Annotated in this window: 13 protein-coding genes; 7 read left to right on the top strand and 6 right to left on the bottom strand. The window is 61.0% G+C overall.

Features of this window, described 5'->3' with window-relative positions; all coding sequences use genetic code 11:
* Positions 1–3 precede the first annotated feature (3 nt).
* Together ACFOZ5_RS07350 and ACFOZ5_RS07345 are read left to right on the top strand one after the other, a co-directional pair.
* Positions 4–3,717: an AsmA family protein gene (locus ACFOZ5_RS07350; protein WP_379886369.1), complete on the top strand. Its 3,714-nt coding sequence runs from the start codon at positions 4–6 to the stop codon at positions 3,715–3,717.
* Complete coding sequence (locus tag ACFOZ5_RS07345; RefSeq protein ID WP_379886368.1) at positions 3,707–4,012, top strand: BON domain-containing protein; 306 nt, start codon at positions 3,707–3,709, stop codon at positions 4,010–4,012. Before ACFOZ5_RS07350 ends, ACFOZ5_RS07345 begins: the two co-directional genes overlap by 11 nt.
* A gap of 29 nt (positions 4,013–4,041) precedes the next feature.
* Here the strand turns inward: ACFOZ5_RS07345 and ACFOZ5_RS07340 are convergent, their stop codons facing one another.
* Positions 4,042–4,995 (bottom strand): GlxA family transcriptional regulator, encoded by a 954-nt coding sequence (locus ACFOZ5_RS07340; RefSeq protein WP_379886367.1) that lies wholly within the window; start codon positions 4,993–4,995, stop codon positions 4,042–4,044.
* A gap of 93 nt (positions 4,996–5,088) precedes the next feature.
* Between ACFOZ5_RS07340 and ACFOZ5_RS07335 the strand changes: the two genes are divergently transcribed.
* The 4 genes from ACFOZ5_RS07335 (at position 5,089) to ACFOZ5_RS07320 (ending at position 8,609) form a co-directional block, all read left to right on the top strand.
* The gene (locus tag ACFOZ5_RS07335; protein ID WP_379886366.1) at positions 5,089–5,865 is read left to right on the top strand and encodes an MBL fold metallo-hydrolase; all 777 of its coding nucleotides are present in this window, start codon (positions 5,089–5,091) and stop codon (positions 5,863–5,865) included.
* A gap of 200 nt (positions 5,866–6,065) precedes the next feature.
* The gene (locus ACFOZ5_RS07330) at positions 6,066–6,983 is read left to right on the top strand and encodes a hypothetical protein (RefSeq protein WP_379886365.1); all 918 of its coding nucleotides are present in this window, start codon (positions 6,066–6,068) and stop codon (positions 6,981–6,983) included.
* 150 nt (positions 6,984–7,133) lie between these two features.
* A complete protein-coding gene (locus ACFOZ5_RS07325; RefSeq protein ID WP_379886364.1) occupies positions 7,134–7,526 on the top strand; it encodes a PaaI family thioesterase in 393 nt (130 codons plus the stop codon).
* 87 nt (positions 7,527–7,613) lie between these two features.
* Complete coding sequence (locus ACFOZ5_RS07320; protein WP_379886362.1) at positions 7,614–8,609, top strand: patatin-like phospholipase family protein; 996 nt, start codon at positions 7,614–7,616, stop codon at positions 8,607–8,609.
* A 9-nt stretch (positions 8,610–8,618) separates the two neighbouring features.
* On the opposite strand, the gene ACFOZ5_RS07315 is transcribed toward ACFOZ5_RS07320, so the two are convergent.
* On the bottom strand, positions 8,619–9,329 hold the full coding sequence (locus ACFOZ5_RS07315) for an SIMPL domain-containing protein (protein WP_379886361.1): 711 nt from the start codon (positions 9,327–9,329) through the stop codon (positions 8,619–8,621).
* A 248-nt stretch (positions 9,330–9,577) separates the two neighbouring features.
* On the opposite strand from ACFOZ5_RS07315, the gene ACFOZ5_RS07310 reads away from it, so the two are divergent.
* On the top strand, positions 9,578–10,594 hold the full coding sequence (locus tag ACFOZ5_RS07310) for a class I fructose-bisphosphate aldolase (RefSeq protein ID WP_379886360.1): 1,017 nt from the start codon (positions 9,578–9,580) through the stop codon (positions 10,592–10,594).
* 41 nt (positions 10,595–10,635) lie between these two features.
* Here the strand turns inward: ACFOZ5_RS07310 and ACFOZ5_RS07305 are convergent, their stop codons facing one another.
* The 4 genes from ACFOZ5_RS07305 to katG all read right to left on the bottom strand — a co-directional run bounded on the left by ACFOZ5_RS07305 (position 10,636) and on the right by katG (position 17,916).
* Positions 10,636–12,774, bottom strand: a complete 2,139-nt coding sequence (locus tag ACFOZ5_RS07305) for a 3-hydroxyacyl-CoA dehydrogenase NAD-binding domain-containing protein (protein WP_379886359.1) — start codon at positions 12,772–12,774, stop codon at positions 10,636–10,638.
* A gap of 70 nt (positions 12,775–12,844) precedes the next feature.
* On the bottom strand, positions 12,845–14,188 hold the full coding sequence (locus ACFOZ5_RS07300; RefSeq protein ID WP_379886358.1) for an acetyl-CoA C-acetyltransferase: 1,344 nt from the start codon (positions 14,186–14,188) through the stop codon (positions 12,845–12,847).
* Positions 14,189–14,664: 476 nt separating this feature from the next.
* On the bottom strand, positions 14,665–15,630 hold the full coding sequence (locus tag ACFOZ5_RS07295; RefSeq protein ID WP_379886357.1) for a tRNA-dihydrouridine synthase: 966 nt from the start codon (positions 15,628–15,630) through the stop codon (positions 14,665–14,667).
* 111 nt (positions 15,631–15,741) lie between these two features.
* Positions 15,742–17,916, bottom strand: a complete 2,175-nt coding sequence (katG, locus tag ACFOZ5_RS07290) for a catalase/peroxidase HPI (RefSeq protein ID WP_379886355.1) — start codon at positions 17,914–17,916, stop codon at positions 15,742–15,744.
* Positions 17,917–18,191 lie beyond the last annotated feature (275 nt).

Raw genomic sequence — 18,191 nt, 5'->3', positions numbered from 1 at the left:
ACCATGCCAAAGGCACTGTTCAGGACACTGCGATGGGGTTTGGCGGGCATAGCTGGTTTGCTCGTCATCGCGGTTGTTGCGGTGGAGCTGATGCCGTGGAACTTCCTCAAGGCCCCCATCACTGAACGCGTTGAAGCAGCCACTGGTCGCCAACTGGAGATACGGGGCGATGTGTCCCTCAGCCTGCTGCCCCGCCCTCATATCGAACTGGAGCAACTCGCCTTCGCCAATACCACTTGGGCGCAGGTGCCCGTCATGGCGACGATCCGCAACCTTGAGCTCACACCCTCGATGACCAGCCTGCTCAGTGGGGATCTGGTCCTGGACGACATCCATGCTGAAAACCCGGTCCTACACCTGGAGGGTCGGGATCAGCAACCCGGCAACTGGGTCATGCCAGCGATGACTGCAGCCGGCGAAGACGGCGATCAAAACCCGCAGAACGGGGACGACAATGGGCCACCCATCACCATCCGGCAGTTCAGCGCAACGCAAGCAGAGATTCGCTATCTCGCACCGGGAGCCGACATCCCGCGGGTTCTGTCGTTACCGTCACTGACGATTTCCGGGAACAGTCTTGCCCTGGAGGCCGTGGTCAGAACCGGCACTGGCAACGAGGGCCAGGGGTTGCCGGTCTCACTCTCGGCCGGTTACCAGGCAGGCACCGGCAATGGCCAATGGCGGCTGAACGACCTGCAGGCCCGGATAAACGACATCGGCCTATCCGGTCACCTGCGCCTCGATACCGGGTCAGGTCCGCCCAGCCTGGAGGGCAAGCTGCACTCGCCCTCGGTCAATGTTCCCCAATTCCTGGCGGCAATGCCCAAACCACCGGAACCCTCCGATAAAGGTGGCTTGTCTGTCCCGGTGCTGCCGGTAATGGCAGGCGACCTACAGCTAACGGTGGACCAGGTGATACTTCAGCCGGCGACCCTGGACAGCGTCAAAGCCAACATTGACCTGGCCCGGCACCGGTTGATTCTGGACAACCTGACGTTTGACGTCGTGGGAGGTCAGATCGAGGCCACCGCAAGCCTGACCAGCAGCCCTGAATTCATTACCGCCGAAGTAAAGGCTCGGGGCCGGGAGATGGATCTGCACCCGTTGGGGATGGGTCAGAAAGCAGGCCATATCCTCGACGCCGAGCTGGACCTCAGCCTTGACCGGATTGCACAATCGCCCTCCCTGGACACTGGGAAGCTACTCGATAATCTGGTCATCGCAAAGGCGCAGGCATCCTACCAGACGGCCGACAAGGTGGCCGGGCCCGCCAGCGATCTGGACTTCGCCCTGGACCGGTCCGGCGAACGATCAGCTCCGGTGCTTTCCGTGGCCGGCCGGTTTCAGGGCAAGCCGCTGGAACTGACCATCGAGGGCGCCCCTCTTCCGCAACTGCGGGACGGACTGGAAGCCTACCCGCTGCAGGCACAGGCTCAATCCGGTGAGCTGTCGGCATGGGCTGATACCCGACTCGGGGCGATCCTCTCCCCCGGGACCTTTGCCGGGCAACTGGTACTCAGGGGAACGGACGGACGGGACCTTGAGCGATGGATCGGGCCGGTGCTACCGCCATTGCCAGACTACCGAATTTCCGGTCACCTGAGCCGGGACAATCAACGCTGGTCCGCGACAGACCTGGACGGCCACGTCGGTGTCACTGAGGTGGCCGGCGAGGTCCACTACACCCATGCCGATCGGCCTCGGGTAAACATCGACCTGGACGCCGGGAGGATCGAACTTGCCCGGTTTATCGCTGATAACGGGGAGTCCGGTGCTGCCACTAGCGGTGACGAATCTGCTGTAAACGAGTCACCAGTGTCAGCCCTGCGGGAATTCGATGGCCAGCTGGCCCTGCAGGCGGAGACGCTGGTGCTGCCCAACAAATCGGAACTGGCCAACCTCGACGTGGTCGCCAGCCTGCAGGAAGGCAAACTGGCCATCTCGCCACTGTCCTTCACGATCGGTGGCGGATCCTGGGACAGCAGCCTGAAGCTGGACGCCACCGACCAGCCCGCCTCCGGCACTATCAAGGCACAGTTTGACGCTATCTCCCTGAGCAGGGTCGGCGATACCTTTACCGCCATTGAGGATCGCCTTGGCAGGCTGTCCGGGCAGCTCGACGTGGAAATCACCGGGGCATCACCGGGCGGGCAACAGGAGGATGGTGTCCTTCTGCCCTTTGTCGGCCGGCTGGCTTTTGAACCGTCAACGCTGCAGTTCAGTGATTCCGAAACGGCGACCGATATGACCCTGAGCCTGCAAACTCGGGGGCTGGATGCCGGTGAGCAGACCTTCCATATTGACGGTGAAGGCCAATACGACGGGGCACCCTTTTCCCTGACGTTTCGTGGCGCCCCCCTGCTGGATGCCCGCGACCCGGACCGCCCCTACACCCTGGACCTGTCAAGCGATATCGTAGACAGCCGGATTGAGATCCGGGGAGCCATACTCCGGCCTCTGGCATTAAAGGGCCTGGACCTTCGCCTCCACCTGGAGGGCCCCAATCCTCATCGTCTGACGCGCCTGTTGGGGCTACCCCTGCCAGAGCTTCCCCGGTACTCGGTGTCCGGTGACCTGACGCTGGAGAATGAGCGCTGGGCCTTTACCAACCTCGCAGGCGAAATCGGCAATAGTGATGTTGGCGGTCAGATCTTCTTTGATACCGGTTCCCGCCCGCCTCAATTGTCGGCGGAACTGAATTCACGATCCCTGGAGCTTGAGGATCTAGGCGGCCTGGTTGGTAAGGATCCCGAATCATCGGGTACCAACGGGGCAGCCGATGCCTCCGGCGACCGTTTTGTTCTGCCCGACGATCCGCTCCTTTCCGATAACTGGCGCAAGCTCAATGCGGATGTCCGCTATCGGGGCAAGTCGGTGCGCGCGGCGGACATCCCCTTGAGCGACGTTGTAATCGACTTTTCACTGAACGATGGTCAGGCGGTTTTCGATCCCGTTCGGTTCGGCGTTGGTGACGGACGCGTGGACTTCAATCTCGATCTGGACGTAAAACCGGACCAGCCCGAGGGAACCATGCAGCTGGAAGTCAGGGCAGTTGATCTCAACAAGGCCCTGCGCGAATGGCCGATCGCTGAAGGCAGCGTTGGTACCATCGGCGGCCAGGGCAAATTCTGGGTCACCGGCTCGTCAGTGGCCGGGCTGTTGGGCTCCGCTGATGGCGGTGTGGTCCTGCTGATGACCCAGGGCAAGCTGAACGCCCTGCTGGTGGAACTGGCAGGACTGGACGCCTCACAATCGTTCCTCAGCTGGCTCGGTGGCCGCGATCCTCTCCCCATCGACTGCGCCTACATGGACCTGCAAACCCGCGACGGCGTCGTTGATCTTGATACCTTTGCGGTGGATACATCAGACACCACGTTTACCGGCACCGGCACCGTCAATATGAACAATGAACGGCTGGATATCACCATTGAGGCCCACCCCAAGGACCCCAGCGTGCTCTCCGCGCGCACACCTCTCCACCTGGGCGGCACCTTTAACAACGTTGATCCGGGACTGGAAAAGGGAGAACTGGCGTTAAGGGCGGGCGGCAGTGCACTCCTTGCCGCCGTGGCGGCGCCCGTTGCGGCCCTGGTACCTCTGCTCGACCTGGGCGCCGGCGATGAAGTTCCCTACTGCGATGGTCTGGCCAGTCGCTCCCGGGAAGCCATTGACAATCAGGAGGATGGCAGCGATGGAGCCGACAACGATGAAAGCTGACTGGCGTAATACGGTCTTGCTGCTTTGGCTGCTCATTATCAGCGGCTGCGCCGGTTTCCCGGGCGACGGTTCGGGCAGCACGGCTGAGCAGGACAACGCTGAGGCAGTCAGGCTGAAGGCCGTATTGCTGGAGGCCGAGGACCTGGCCGGCTCCGCGATCGATGTGACCGTTGGTGACAATCGTATCCTCCTGGAGGGCTTTGTGGAAAAAAGCTCCCAGCGACAACGGGCGGAAGACCTGGTCAGGGAGCACGCTGACATCGAGCGGGTCACCAATCGTATCGAAGTGAAATAACGCCTTGATGTGGCTCCCGGGGGCTCGCTTCACCACAGCGGGTGACGGGCAAAATGTTCCCGGTAGCCTCCCGGTGTCATTCCGGTAACCTGCCGGAAGCTCCTCCTGAGACTCGCTTCATCCGGGAACCCCAACACATGACCGATAACGGCCAACGGGTTATCCGTAGTGATCAGTTGTTCGCCAACCTGATTGAGTTTCACCAGCCGCATCAGCTCCCCACATCGGTAACCGCTCTCCCGCAACACACGGCGTTGCAGGGTGCGGGCCGACGTATTCATCGCTGCGGCAAGGCGCGCTGTGTCCAGTTCGCCGGCCGGTATCCCTTCAATGGTCTGGACCAGTGTGCGCATCCAACCACCGTGGTGAAGCAGGCCGGGCACATCCTGTAACGGCGTATGGCGGCCCTCTGGCCTGGGCAGAACCATATGCCGCCGGATATCGGCCACCAGAGACTCGCCGCACTGCTCCTCCAGCAACGCCAGGGCCAGCGGCAGGTAACCGTTCACCCCCGACGCGGTGGCGCATGCCTCGCGATAGACGAGGGTCTGATGAGGTTTCCAGTTCACCGCCGGAAACCGATGACCGACCAGGCCCCGCAGCCACCAGGTGGTGGTGGCCGGCTGACTGTCCAGCCGCCCGGTGCGCGCGGCCAGACAGACGCCGGTACAGTAGCTCCAGAGCCTGGTCTCCAACGGTAAGTGGGTCAGCGCATCGACCACCCCCTCGTCTTTGTCACTCAGTGCAGTGGAGGTATCCCGCCAGGCTCCCGGAACGAGCACCCCGTCGACAGGACGCTCTGCAAGAGGCTCAGTGGCCAGCGACAGGCCATTGGCGGTGGCCAGCGGCCCTCCCCGTTCGCTGAGCCAATGGCAGGCAAACCGCTGATGCCCAAGGCGAAGATTGGCCGCCATAAGCAGATCCGAAAAGCCGAACAGGCCCGCTGGCAGGCAATCCGGATAGACGAGCAATCCGATACGCATATGGCATCTTCCGCATCATTAATGACATTTTACGCCATAGTAGCAATCCGGATTCCTGCCGCACAATGGCGATGTCCAATGACGGAGATCACCATGAACATTACCCAGTTAAGAAATGCCACCATGATTGTCGAGATTGGCGGACACCGTATCCTTGTTGACCCGATGCTCGCCCCGATGGGCGCCATCCCTCCGCTGAAGTACGCAACCCGGGCCCGTCGGCGCAATCCGCTGGTCGACCTTCCGCAGGGCGCCGATGCCCAGTTGGGCACCGTGACCCAATGCCTGATCACGCACTGCCAGAAGGGCCATTTCGACCATCTCGACCGGGCCGGAGCAAAATGGCTCAGAAAGCACAATATTCCTGTGTTCTGCATGCGCGGAGACGCCGCGTTCCTGTCCGCCAAGGGGCTGTCGGTAACACCGCTGGAGCCCGGGCGCCGCCAGGGACTGCTGAATGGCGAGGTAACGCCGGTACCCTGCGTTCACGGCACTGGTCTGGTCGGTCGCTTCATGGCCCACGGTTTTGGCTTTTACCTGGAGTTTCCCGGTGAGCCGTCGGTCTACATCGCGGGGGACACCATACTGACCAACGACGTCAGGGACTTCATTCTTCACCATCAACCGGACGTGTGCGTGATCCCGGCCGGTGGCGCCAGCTTTGATGTCGGTGGGGAGATTATCATGGGTGCCGATGAGGTGGCTGCCGTCGCCCGGCTCAGTACCGGCGTGATCGTCGCCAATCATCTTGAAGCGCTGGATCACTGCCCGGTGACCCGCGAACAGCTGCGGGCACTGGGGGAGCGAGAATCCCTTGGCAGCCAGCTGCGCATCCCCGGCGATGGTGAAACCCTGAGGTTTCCGCTCTGATGCCGCCTGCCATTCGCCCCCTTTCAGGCAAGGACTCGACGGGTAGCTGCAGTTTGCCGAGCCCGGTGGAAGCCGGTCATTTCACAGTGGTTTCCCGTACACCAGGTCTTTGGCGATCCATGGAGATGGAGTATGGTTACACGCTGGCGTAACAAACCGAGCAACTCGGTATGGGATAACCCGACAATAAGGATCGATCCATGAGCTTTGACACCCCACTCTATCTTTGTGGCCCCTTGCGGGAACCCCGGCAGATGCTGGCGGATCAGGAGTACAGTGGTCACACTTCCATCCACGATGACTCCATGGCCGAAAAGCTTGGCTTCACGGCCGGCCCGATTGAAGGCCCCACTCATTTCAGTCAGTTCGTGCCTCTGCTCGCGGAAGTCTGGGGGCAGGACTGGTTCGAACGGGGGTGTTTCTCCGCGCATTTCCAGAACATGGTGGTTGAGGGGGAAAGTGTCCGGGCCTTTATCGAACGCCCCGGTCCTGGAGACACCAGAATCCGGGCCTGGGCGGAAAAGGCGGACGGTACGCCGGTGCTGGAAGCCAGTGCCAGCCTGGGACCAGACGACGGCGACACTCTGCTTGATCAGCGCATGGCACGCCTGCGTGAACCGGAAAAGCTGGTCATCCTGTCAGACCTCCACGTGGGCATGAAGGGGGCGGTGGATGAGCACGTGCGCATGGATGCGGACCAGAACATGGGTAACCTGTACCCGTTTTCCCTGAATCAGAAGCTGGAGAAGATCACCGAGCCGTCAGCCTGGTATCACCAGTCGTCATCGCCCTGGGGCCGCCCTGTGATTCCCCTGGAGATGATCAGTGTACTGGCGGAATACACCAGCAAAGAGGCGGATTTTCCGGTGAAGCATCCAGTGGTCGGGCTGTTTGCCGATCAGGAAATCCGCATGGTCGACGGGCCGCTGTTTGTGGGTGAGGACTATCTGATCCGGCGGGAAGTGGTCGCCCTGTCCGAGAGCAAACGCACCGAATCCTACTGGGTCCGTTCACGTATCTATGACGCGTCCGGCGAAACCCTGAAGGCCGAGATGCTGCTGAACCATGCCACCCTGAAGCACTCCTATCCCCACTACGACGACGAAGCAAGCTCCTGAGTTGCTCTGGTGACCCCCGCCGGGGTCACCGGTTAGCGTCATCCGGTCTTTCCTTTATCCGGAACCCTTTGCGCACTATCCTCTATACTCTCGCAGCGGCTCTGCCGCAGTGAACCGACAATAACAATACCCCGGCAAGGTTGAAGGCACATGATGAAACACCCGTTTCCGGACCTTATCGACATGGTCATGGAGGAAAGCGAGCCAGGCTGTAGTACCAACAGTATCCGGATTGGCGACAAGCATATGAACACCAATAATGTTGCACATGGTGCCGTGCTTTATGCACTGGCCGATACCGGCATGGGTTCTGCCCTCTATCCCACGCTGGAAGAAGGACAGGTATGTGCCACAATTGAGATCAAGATGAGCTACTTCAAACCGGTGTTTGCGGGCAAGGTGGTGTGCCAGACCAAGATGGTCAACAAGGGCAAGACCATTGCCAACCTTGAATCCCGGCTGTTTGTGGATGACATTCTTGTCGCCCAGGCCAACGGCAATTACGCTATCTTCCGGATCAGATCCGACAACGGATCTCGTTGATAGCGACATGGCCCGCATCCTTGGCGCCCCTCACCGGGACTTCATGGGAAAGGCAGCCCTGGAAGGTTGCCACCGAAAGAGGGTGTCATGAAAAAGACCATTCTTGCTCTGGACGGCGGAGGCATCCGCGGGGCTGCCTCCGCCCGGTTCCTGACCCTGGTGGAAAAGGAACTGAAAAAGGACAACCTGGATCTGAAATCCACGGTTGATCTATGGGCAGGCACCAGTACCGGAGCCATTATTGCGGTGGCCCTGGCTACCACGGACCTCACCATGGAGACCATATCGGAGCTGTATAACCCGAAACTGGCGAAGACGATCTTTTCCGAGAACAGGGGCTGGTTCGAACTCGACGGGATCAATGCCCCCAAGTACGAAGCCAAAGGCAAAACAAAGGTACTGAGGGACTACTTCGGTACCCGTACCCTCGCGGATGTGCCGGACGGCAAACATGTTCTGGCCATCGCCCACGGGGTGGAATGCAACCACCCGGTGGTACTCAAGAGTACCAAGCCAGAGTACAGGTCACTCCGCAGCAGCGAGGTGGTGGATGCTTCCTCGGCCGCCCCCACCTACTTCCCCACCAAGCGTGTTCGTTACCTGGAGACCGGCGACCAGGACTGGCTCATCGACGGCGGGGTTATCAGCAACAATCCCAGCGTCTGCGCCATGGCCGAGGCCCTTCGACACTGTGACGGTGCCAGCCTTGATAACCTACAGGTGCTGTCGGTGGGCACAGGCAAACCAACCCGCTACGTCTCTGGCCGCGATTCCGAAAGCTGGGGAGCGCTCGGCTGGTTTACCCGGGGAAGGATCATCAGTCTGCTGGGCAATGAGCAGGTGTCGGCCTACCAGGCCATGACCTTCTGCCCCGCCGGGCAGTATATCCGGGTGAATTCCCCTCTCGCCAAAATGCCGGGATTTCCGCTGACGGTAGCAGACGACATGGACAATGTATCCAGCAAGAACATCAGCAACCTGAAGGCCCTGGGCGAGTACTGGTTCGACCACTATGGCGAATCGGCCATCGCGCTTCTGAAGCAGCAGTACGCCGGGGAATCACTGGATTCCATGTCAGGCTGACGGCAGTGGCTACTCCAGGTAGTAATCGAAAGTGGATACCACCCGCACCGTCTTGAAGGGCTGCTGTTCCGCCGTTACGCCTGGCGCCTGATCGCGGGCAAGAATCTGGAAGACGCCCTGGTTGGCCCGACGCAGGCCGCCCAGTTCCGCATCCGCATCCCGGGCAAACTGCTGAGCGGACTCCCGGGCCGCTGCCGTGGCTTCGGAGATCATCTCCGGCTTGATGTCATTCAACCGCGTGAACAGGTAGGTCGGGCCAGTGGGACCGTAGTCGGAGGACAGGATCACACCGGAGTCCACCAGGTCACTGACGTTCTGGGCCGCCTGCCGCACCTTCTCCACTTCCTCGGTACGCACCATCAGTACCTGGTTGATAATGACCTTGCGAGCGCCATGCTCCGGCTGATAGGGATTGGCCTGGGTGTCCACCACGTCCAGGCGCTGGAGCTCCACAGACTCCTCGCTGATAGCCTGCAGGGACAGGAAGGCCATAACGCCGTCGCGGCTGCTGCGCGCCTTCTGCCGAGCGGCATCAAGGGTATCACCACTGGCTGCAAAACGGATCGGCCACAGTGCCAGGTCGGCAGTCACCTCCTTTTCCGCCACACCCTTGACGGTGACATAGCGATCACCCGTACGCAGTTCCTGGAGTCCATCCCTCAGCAGGGAGGCTGCGATAATCAGACTCACACCAAGAATCACCGATACCAGAACCTTCATGAACTTTCCTTTTCTGTTGAAGCCCTGCATGGCCAATTCCCGCAGGGATCATTGCAAGAATACTGTCTACCACACGAAACAACATACCGGGCTGGCCGAGGCAAAGCCACTGGCCGGAACAAATGGGCAGGAAACCACGCCGGCGCCCATCCGACTATTACAGACTTGTATCTGCGGCGGTCTACAATATCCGTTAAGGTATCCGGATATCCCATTGCACAAAACACACCAGGCAGAGGGAGTAGACCATGAATCTCCAGGACCAGCTTGAAAACACCATTTCCAAACTGACCGCACCCGGCAAAGGGCTTCTGGCCGCCGATGAAAGCACCGCCACAATCACCAAACGCCTGAGCGCGGTCGGTGTCGAATCCACGGAAGAAAACCGCCGTCAGTATCGCAGTCTCATCCTGTCTGCTCCCGGCCTGGGCGAGAGCATCAGTGGTGTTATCCTTTATGAGGAAACCCTTTCCCAGCGCGACGACAACGGTACGCCCCTGCCTCAGGTGGCCGCCCATCAGGGCATTGTGCCGGGCATCAAGGTGGACAAGGGTAAAGGCCCCATGCCGAACGCACCGGGTGACGAGATCACATCCGGGCTGGACGGGCTGGAAGAACGCCTGGAACACTACCGGGAGCTTGGTGCCCGCTTTGCAAAATGGCGCAGCGTCTACCATATCGCAGAGCACAACCCTGGCGCAGCCGCCATCGAGGCCAATGCTGAGGTACTTGCCCGGTATGCCGCCATCTGTCAGTGCCAGGGTGTGGTGCCCATTGTCGAACCGGAAGTGCTGATCAACGGCAGCCATGGCATTGATCGCTGCGCGGAGGTCAGCGAGGCAGTTATCCGGGCGGTATTCAACGCCCTCTATCGGCATGGGGTTCAACTGGAAACCATGATCCTGAAACCCAGCATGATCACGCCCGGCCAGGAACATTCCCGGCAGGCCAGCCCGGAAGAGGTCGCCGAGTTTACCCTTCGCACGTTCCGGCGTTGCGTGCCGGCAGCGGTTCCCGTCATTCATTTCCTGTCCGGCGGGCAGACCCCGGAAGAAGCCACCCTGAACCTTAACGCCATCAATCAGATGGCCCAGCCCTGGACACTTGGTTTCTCCTACGGCCGGGCCCTCCAGGAGCCGGCCCAGAAAGCCTGGGCCGGACACGCGGAGAACTGGCAGGCCGCGCAGACAGCGCTGCTAAAAAGGGCAAGGCTGAACAGCAGGGCATGCCTGGGCGAGTACCAGCCCACAATGGAAGCCGCGTAAGCCTGAGCGTCCCGTCCGGTCAGGCCGGGGCGTGTTCCGGATCAGCCGGTCGCCTGTTGTGACGTCGGTTCGGACGACCGCCCGTTGCCGTCCTCTGCCCAGCCGGGATCCGGAGCAAACCGGTCGCCGTAGCGGCTGGCAAGGGTTTCCAGCGACTGCCGGATGTCGGACGCGCCCCGTGTCCGGGCGTAGGCCATGGGCCCTCCCCGGAAGGGCGCAAAGCCGGCGCCAAAGATCATGGCGCCATCGGCCAGATCCTCAGTCTCGATGACCTGCTCCCGCAGGCATGCCCGGCAGGCGTTAAGCATGGGCAATAGCAGTCGATCGATGGTGTCATGGGGCGCATCCGGCACCTTGTCCTTTTTGTCGGCTTCACCCTTTTTCCAATGGTATAGCCCCTTGCCTGTTTTCTTGCCAAGGTCGCCGTTTTCCACGAGCTCTTCCAGCCAGGCCGGCGGAGGCGGCATGGGCGACTCCAGCCGCTCGCGGAGCATCTTGGCAACACTCAGGCAGATATCCAGCCCCACCTGATCGGCCAGTTCCAGGGGACCGACGGGCATGCCAAACTTCTCCGCTTCCCGGTCGATGGTCTCGGCGGCAATCCCTTCGTCCAGCATAACCATGGCTTCCACCAGATAGGGTGTCAGTACACGGTTCACCAGGAACCCGGGAGCCGTGGTGACCGGCGCCGGCAGGCGATCGATCTGGCCGGTGAATGCCCTGGCCCGTTTGACGATGTCGTCGCTGACCTTGTCATGACTGACCACTTCCACCAGAGGCATCATCGCCACCGGATTGAAGAAGTGCAGCCCCACCAGTCGACTGGGGTCCTTCAGTTTGTCACGAAGGGTCTCCAGGGGAATGCTCGAGGTGTTGGTGGCCAGGATGGCCGAGTCCTTCATGCGCGGCTCGGCTTCCTCATAGACTTTCTGCTTGATCTCGACCTTTTCCGGTACCGCCTCCAGCACCAGGTCCGCATGTTCGACACCGTTATTGCCGAAATCCGGCGTCAACCGGTCGAGGATCTCCCGGCGTTGCGCCGAGGTGCGATGTTTGCGGTCGCACAGGTCGGCCAGTTTGCCCACCGCGGTGGCGACTTTTTCCGGCTCCATGTCGAAGAGCGTGACCCAGAGACCGTTATAGGCACACCAGCCAGCGATATCGGCCCCCATTTCACCGGCCCCCACGATATGGACATGATGAACGGGCTCAGCCCCCGTGCGTGTCAGGCCTTTCATCTGTTCCTGCAGGAAAAACACCCGAACCAGATTGCGGGAGGTGGTATCCGTCATCAGCAGTTCGGCGAAGGAATCCACCTCTGCCCGCAGCATTGCCTCGTCATCGCCACCGTGCTTCTCCCACAGACGGATCAGTGCCTCAGGTGCCGGATAGTGCTCTGGTGGCGCCTTTTCGGCACTCTTTGAACGCATCTGTCGGGTTTCCAGCTGCCGCGCCGGTCGGGTGCTGAGGACCTTGCCCCGCAGACCATGCCCGGCCGGATCGATATCGCCGGCTACCGCTGCGGCAACCGCTGCCGCCACATGGCGCTCTTCCACCACCTGGTCCACCATGCCCAGCTTTAACGCCTTGTGGTGAGGCACCGTCTTGCCGGTGAGCATCAGGGTCATGGCTTCCAGGGGATCTATCAGCCGGGTCAGCCGGGCGGTACCACCGAGCCCCGGATGAAGACCCAGCTTCACTTCCGGGAAACCGAGCTTGGCGCCAGGTATGGCGATACGGTAGTTGCACGCCAACGCAAGCTCGAAGCCCCCGCCCAGGCACGCACCGTGGATAACGGCCACCGTGGTGTATGGCGCTTTCTCGAGGCGGTTCACCACCTCATGGGCGCGACCGAGTTTCGTTGCTGCCTCGTCACGGGATTCCAGCTTGCTGAACTCACCAATATCGGCGCCAAGGCAGAACCCGCTGGCTTTGGTGGAGCGGATCACCAGCCCTTTGGGTGGCTGCTGGTCAAGCTTCTGGAGAATAGCTTCCAGCTCCTTCAGTACCTCTGTGGAAACGACGTTGGCAGAGGTGTCCTGTTTATCAAAGGTCAGCCAGGCGATACCCTGCTCACCCTGGGCCAGCTTCCAGTGTTTCCATTCATTGCTCTCGGTCTGTTGACTGGGGCCCCTTTCCATTTCGCGGGCCGACAGTGCTTGAAGAATATGGCCGGTCATCGTGTCCTCCTGGTTCTCGTATGAGACTGTCCGGATAACCAAATAAGTGGCACTTGCACGTTGAATGGCGTTACAGGGCTTCGATCATCATGGCCCCGGACTGTCCGCCGCCGATGCATTCCGTGGCGATGCCCTTTTTCAGCCCCTTGCGGTGGAGGGCGTTCATCAGATGCAACACAATACGGTTGCCACTGGTACCGACCGGGTGTCCGATGGCCACCGCGCCACCGTCCACGTTCAGCCGTTCCGGATCCAGCCGCCCCAACGGCTTGTCAGTACCGAACGCCGCGCGGCTGAACTCCGGATCATCCCAGGCCTCCAGGCAGGCCAGCACCTGTGCCGCAAAGGCCTCGTTGATCTCCCACAGATCAATGTCGTTCAGTCCACTGCGCTGCCGCTTGAGGATGGCACTGGCACTGAGCACCGGCCCCAGGCCCATGATCTTCGGATCCAGCGCCGACCACTCGCTGTCGACGATGACTGCCTTGGGCGTCAGGCCGTACTTTTTCACCGCTTCCTCCGAGGCGAGAATCATCCAGCTGGCGCCATCCGTCACCTGTGAGCTGTTGCCAGCCGTGACCTTGCCATGGGGAGGCTCGAAGACCGGTTTCAGGCCCGCCAGCTTGTCCACGGAGCTGTCGGGCCTTACGCCGTCATCGTACTTGTAGAGCGTGCCGTCGGGCGCGACCGCAGCTATCACTTCATCTTCAAGCCAGCCCTCATCGACGGCCCGGGCGAGCCGCTTATGGCTGCTCACCGCGTATTCGTCCGCCGCCTTGCGGCTGATATTGAACTGTTGGGCCAGCACTTCGGCGGTCTGCCCCATGCTCAGGCCCACAACCGGATCCGTCAGCCCCTGCTCGAGGCTGATCCGGGGCTTGAAATCACCCGGTGAGAAATCAGTGACCTGGCGGGCATAGTCCTGGGGGGAGGAGGCGCTGTTGAAGTCGGCCAGCCAGTCCACCGCATCCCGGCTCAGCACCATGGGCGCATGACTCAGCGCCTCGGTCCCACCGGCCAGGATAAGATCCGAACTACCCTCGCGGATGTACTTGTAGGCGGTATCCAGGGACTGCATGCCCGAGCCGCAATTGATCTGCACGGTAAACGCCGGCATGGCCTCGCCCATCCCCAGGCGCAGCGCGGCAACCCGGGCCGGGTTCATCTCGGTAGGCACCACGTTGACACAACCCAGTATCACCTGATCGTAGGCATCGGCGGGTATGTTCTGGCGCATCAGCAACGGCCTGCCGCACTGCACCGCCAGGTCAACGGGTGAGAAAGGCCCCGGCCGCCCTCTGGCCTTCAGAAACGGCGTTCGGGCGCCATCGACAAGGTACACGCGCCTGGTGGCGGTACCCCGCTTTTCAGATGCCTTTGGGGTGGAGCGTTCCTTTGCCTTTGCAGCGGTCATTGGCTTACCTCCGTCTGAACAGCGGAATGTCTAGTGTCCCGTGCGGTTAATTCGCTGACCTACTGCGTGACGCTGGGGCCTCTGGCCAAGGCGCCAGTCCGCAGGTGTGGTGGTTCCACATCAAGGGCTGGCAACACCGGCCAGAGGCCCCAGCGTCGCGCCCTTCGGGAGCCACTGAGAGCCTTGAGAGCTGTGTTGCGCTGACTCGATTTGGAACCACCGGAGCGCCGGCCGCCAACCCTTCGCCATCGCGCCTTGCTCTCAAGGCTCTCAGTGGCTCAGTGGGTCAGCGAATTAACCGCACGGGACACTAGCTATAACCCTTGACCCGGGCGGGCGTAACTTCAAGGTGGGCTTTCCGAAGGTTCCGGCAAAACATCAATAACAACCGGAGCTTCGGTGAAGGTTACGATAAAGACAGGGAGGCTATGAACGTGCGGGGTGGCGGCCCCGCCCGGGCAGGACCGGTAATGGCATCAGGCGACTTTCAGGCCGCGACCATCGGCGCCGAGGCATGCCAGCATCGGTGCCACTTCCCGGATTTTCCGTGCCCGGGGCCAGAGCTGTTCGGCTTCAGTGAAGCCAATCCGCAGGTAGTTCAACCATTGCTTGATGCGGCCGGTCACGAAGCGATCTTCGAGTCGGGTCTGCAGGGCCGCAGCGTAATCCTCGATCAGTGCCACGGCTTCCGGCCAGGTCATGGGGGTGGCGTTCTCGCCTCGCTGGCTGGCCTTGATCTGGCGGGCAAGATCCGGGCGGGCAATCAGACCGCGACCGATCATGACCTCATTACAGCCGGAGACCTCGCGGCACCGCCAGTACTGGTCCACCGTCCAGATTTCACCGTTGGCGATGACCGGAATGGAGAGAGCTTCCCGGACCCGGGCGATGTGTTCCCAATAGGCAGGGGGCTTATAGCCATCCACCTTGCTGCGGGCATGGATGACCAACTCGGCGACACCGGCCTCCTGCAGGGCCTGGCCACAGGCAAGCCCCATGGAGCGGTCGTCATAGCCAAGACGCATCTTGGCGGTCACCGGAATGTGGGCGGGCACCGCCTCACGAACAGCCGCCGCTATAGCGTGCATCAGCTCAGGCTCACGCATCAGCACGCAGCCGCCCTTGTGCCTGTTGACGGTTTTGGCCGGACAACCGAAGTTGATATCCACCTGCCGGGCGCCCAACTCCACGGCACGGGCGCCATGAAGCCCCATCATCCCGGGATCGGAACCCAGTAACTGTATTGCCACGGGCGTGCCTGATGCGGTTCGGCACTGGTTATGCAGTTCGGGCGCGTACTTGTAGAAAATGCGCGGCGGCAGCATGCCATGGGTGACCCGGATAAACTCGGTCACACTGCGGTCGATTCCACCGACTCCGGAGAGCGTCTCACGGATCGGGGCGTCAACCAGACCTTCCATGGGGGCCAGAATGATGTGCATGGGTGCTCCCGGAGTGCATTGATCAGGATTTGAGCGGGAGGCAATTGTAAGGAAATTCTGAGGCAGATAACAGAAGGGAAAGCCGGCGCCCAGAAGGGCGCCGGATCAGTGTCAGGACTGAATGTCGAAACGGTCGTTGTTCATGACCTTGGCCCAGGCAGCCACGAAGTCCCTCACGAACTTGTCATGGTTGTCATCCTGTGCGTACACCTCAGCATAGGAGCGCAGGATGGAGTGGGACCCGAACACCAGGTCTACCCGGGTGGCAGTCCACTTCTTCTGGTCGGTCTTACGGTCGCGAACCTCATACAGGTTCTCGCCCACGGACTTCCAGCTGTAGGCCATATCGGTCAGGTTGACGAAGAAGTCATTCGTCAGCTGGCCTTCCCGGTCGGTGAACACGCCATGTTTGCTGCCGCCGTGGTTGGTGCCGAGTACCCTCATGCCACCGATCAGCACGGTCATCTGTGCCGCGGTCAACCCCATCAACTGGGCTCGATCCAGAAGCATTTCCTCAGGCTTGACCACATAGGCCTTCTTCTGCCAGTTGCGGAAACCATCCGCCAGCGGTTCCAGCGGCTCGAATGACTCGGCGTCGGTCATGTTATCCGTGGCATCGCCCCGACCTTTCAGGAACGGAACGTGTACCTCATAGCCGGCCGCTTTCGCCGCTTTCTCGATGCCCACACTGCCACCAAGCACAATCACGTCCGCGATGCTGGCACCGGTATCGGCAGAGATCTGCTCGTACACCTTCAGTACTTTGGTCAGGCGTTCCGGCTCGTTGCCTTCCCAGTCTTTCTGGGGGGCCAGGCGGATACGGGCGCCATTGGCACCACCACGCATGTCGGAACCACGGTAGGTACGGGCACTATCCCAGGCAGTACTGACCATGTCGCTGATGGACAGGCCGGCCTCGGCAATCTTTTCTTTGACCACCTCTTCAATGTAGTCGGTGCGACCTGCAGGAACCGGATCCTGCCAGATCAGGTCTTCATCCGGCACTTCCGGGCCGATATAGCGGGACTTGGGGCCCAGGTCGCGGTGGGTCAGCTTGAACCAGGCGCGGGCAAAAGCATCCTGGAACCGTTCCGGATCCTTGCGGAATTCCTCAAGGATCTTGCGGTAGGTGGGGTCCACCTTCATGCCCATGTCCGCATCGGTCATGATCGGGTTGTGGCGGATAGAGGGATCACTGGCGTCCACCGGCTTGTCTTCTTCGCGGATGTCGACAGGTTCCCACTGCTGGGCACCGGCGGGGCTTTTCTTCAGCTCCCACTCATGGTCCAGCAGCATGTCGAAGTAGCCCATATCAAATTTGGTCGGCTCGGTGGTCCAGGCACCCTCAATACCGGATGTGACGGCATTGGACGCCCTGCCCTGCATATTGGGGTTGTCCCACCCAAGACCCTGGCCTACCACGTCAGAACCTTCCGGCTCGGCGCCCAGCGCTCCGGCGTCGCCGTTGCCGTGACACTTGCCCACCGTGTGACCACCGACGGTCAGAGCGGCGGTCTCTTCATCATCCATCGCCATCCGGGCGAAGGTTTCACGCACCTGGGCAGCGGTTTTCATGGGGTCAGGCTCGCCGTTGACACCTTCCGGGTTTACATAGATCAGGCCCATCTGTACGGCAGCCAACGGGTTTTCCATGGTGTCCGGCTTGTCGACGTCGCCATAGCGTTCGTCGGAGGGCGCCAGCCATTCTTTCTCGGCCCCCCAGTAGATATCCTTTTCCGGGTGCCAGATATCTTCCCGGCCAAAGGAAAAGCCAAAGGTCTTGAGCCCCATGGACTCATAGGCAATGTTGCCGGCCAGGATCATCAGGTCTGCCCAGCTGATCTTGTTGCCGTACTTTTTCTTGACCGGCCACAGCAGACGCCGGGCCTTGTCCAGGCTGGCGTTGTCTGGCCAGGAAGCGATCGGGGCAAACCGCTGGTTACCGGTGCCACCACCACCGCGGCCATCAGCCAGGCGGTAGGTGCCGGCAGAATGCCAGGCCATACGGATCATGAAGCCACCGTAGTGGCCCCAGTCGGCCGGCCACCAGTCCTGGCTGTCGGTCATCAGGGCGTGCAGGTCCTGCTTGAGCGCACCAACGTCGAGTTTGCGGACCTCTTCCCGATAGTCGAAACCCTCATCCATGGGGTTGGTTTTGATGTCGTGCTGATGAAGGATGTCGAGGTTGATGGATTCCGGCCACCAGCCTGTCACGCTCTGGCTGCTGGCAGTGTTGGCACCGTGCATCACCGGGCACTTACCACCTGTACTGTTGTTCTGACTCATCATTGACTCCTGTTTTTAGCAAGCTGGCAAGGGACATGTTGTTTGAGGGGCATTACTAACCATAGGTTACCCCCACCGCCCCTGCTTGAAACTTTCCTAACGTCGGGATAGCAATTCGCTATGACCAGGCTCGGGCATAATGTCGATATTTGTCAGCAAGGATTCCGAGCGACTCCTGCCATGCTAGCTGGGTAAATCCGGAGAACACTGACATGGGACAACGCCTTCTCTGACTGGGACAACGTCACCTTAACCGCCAGCCAAAAAGAGCTAAA

The sequence above is a fragment of the Marinobacter lacisalsi genome (assembly GCF_042651045.1).
GTDB lineage: Bacteria > Pseudomonadota > Gammaproteobacteria > Pseudomonadales > Oleiphilaceae > Marinobacter > Marinobacter lacisalsi.
The sequence above is the reverse complement of the archived record's forward strand: the minus strand, read 5'-3'. Positions and strand labels throughout refer to the sequence as shown.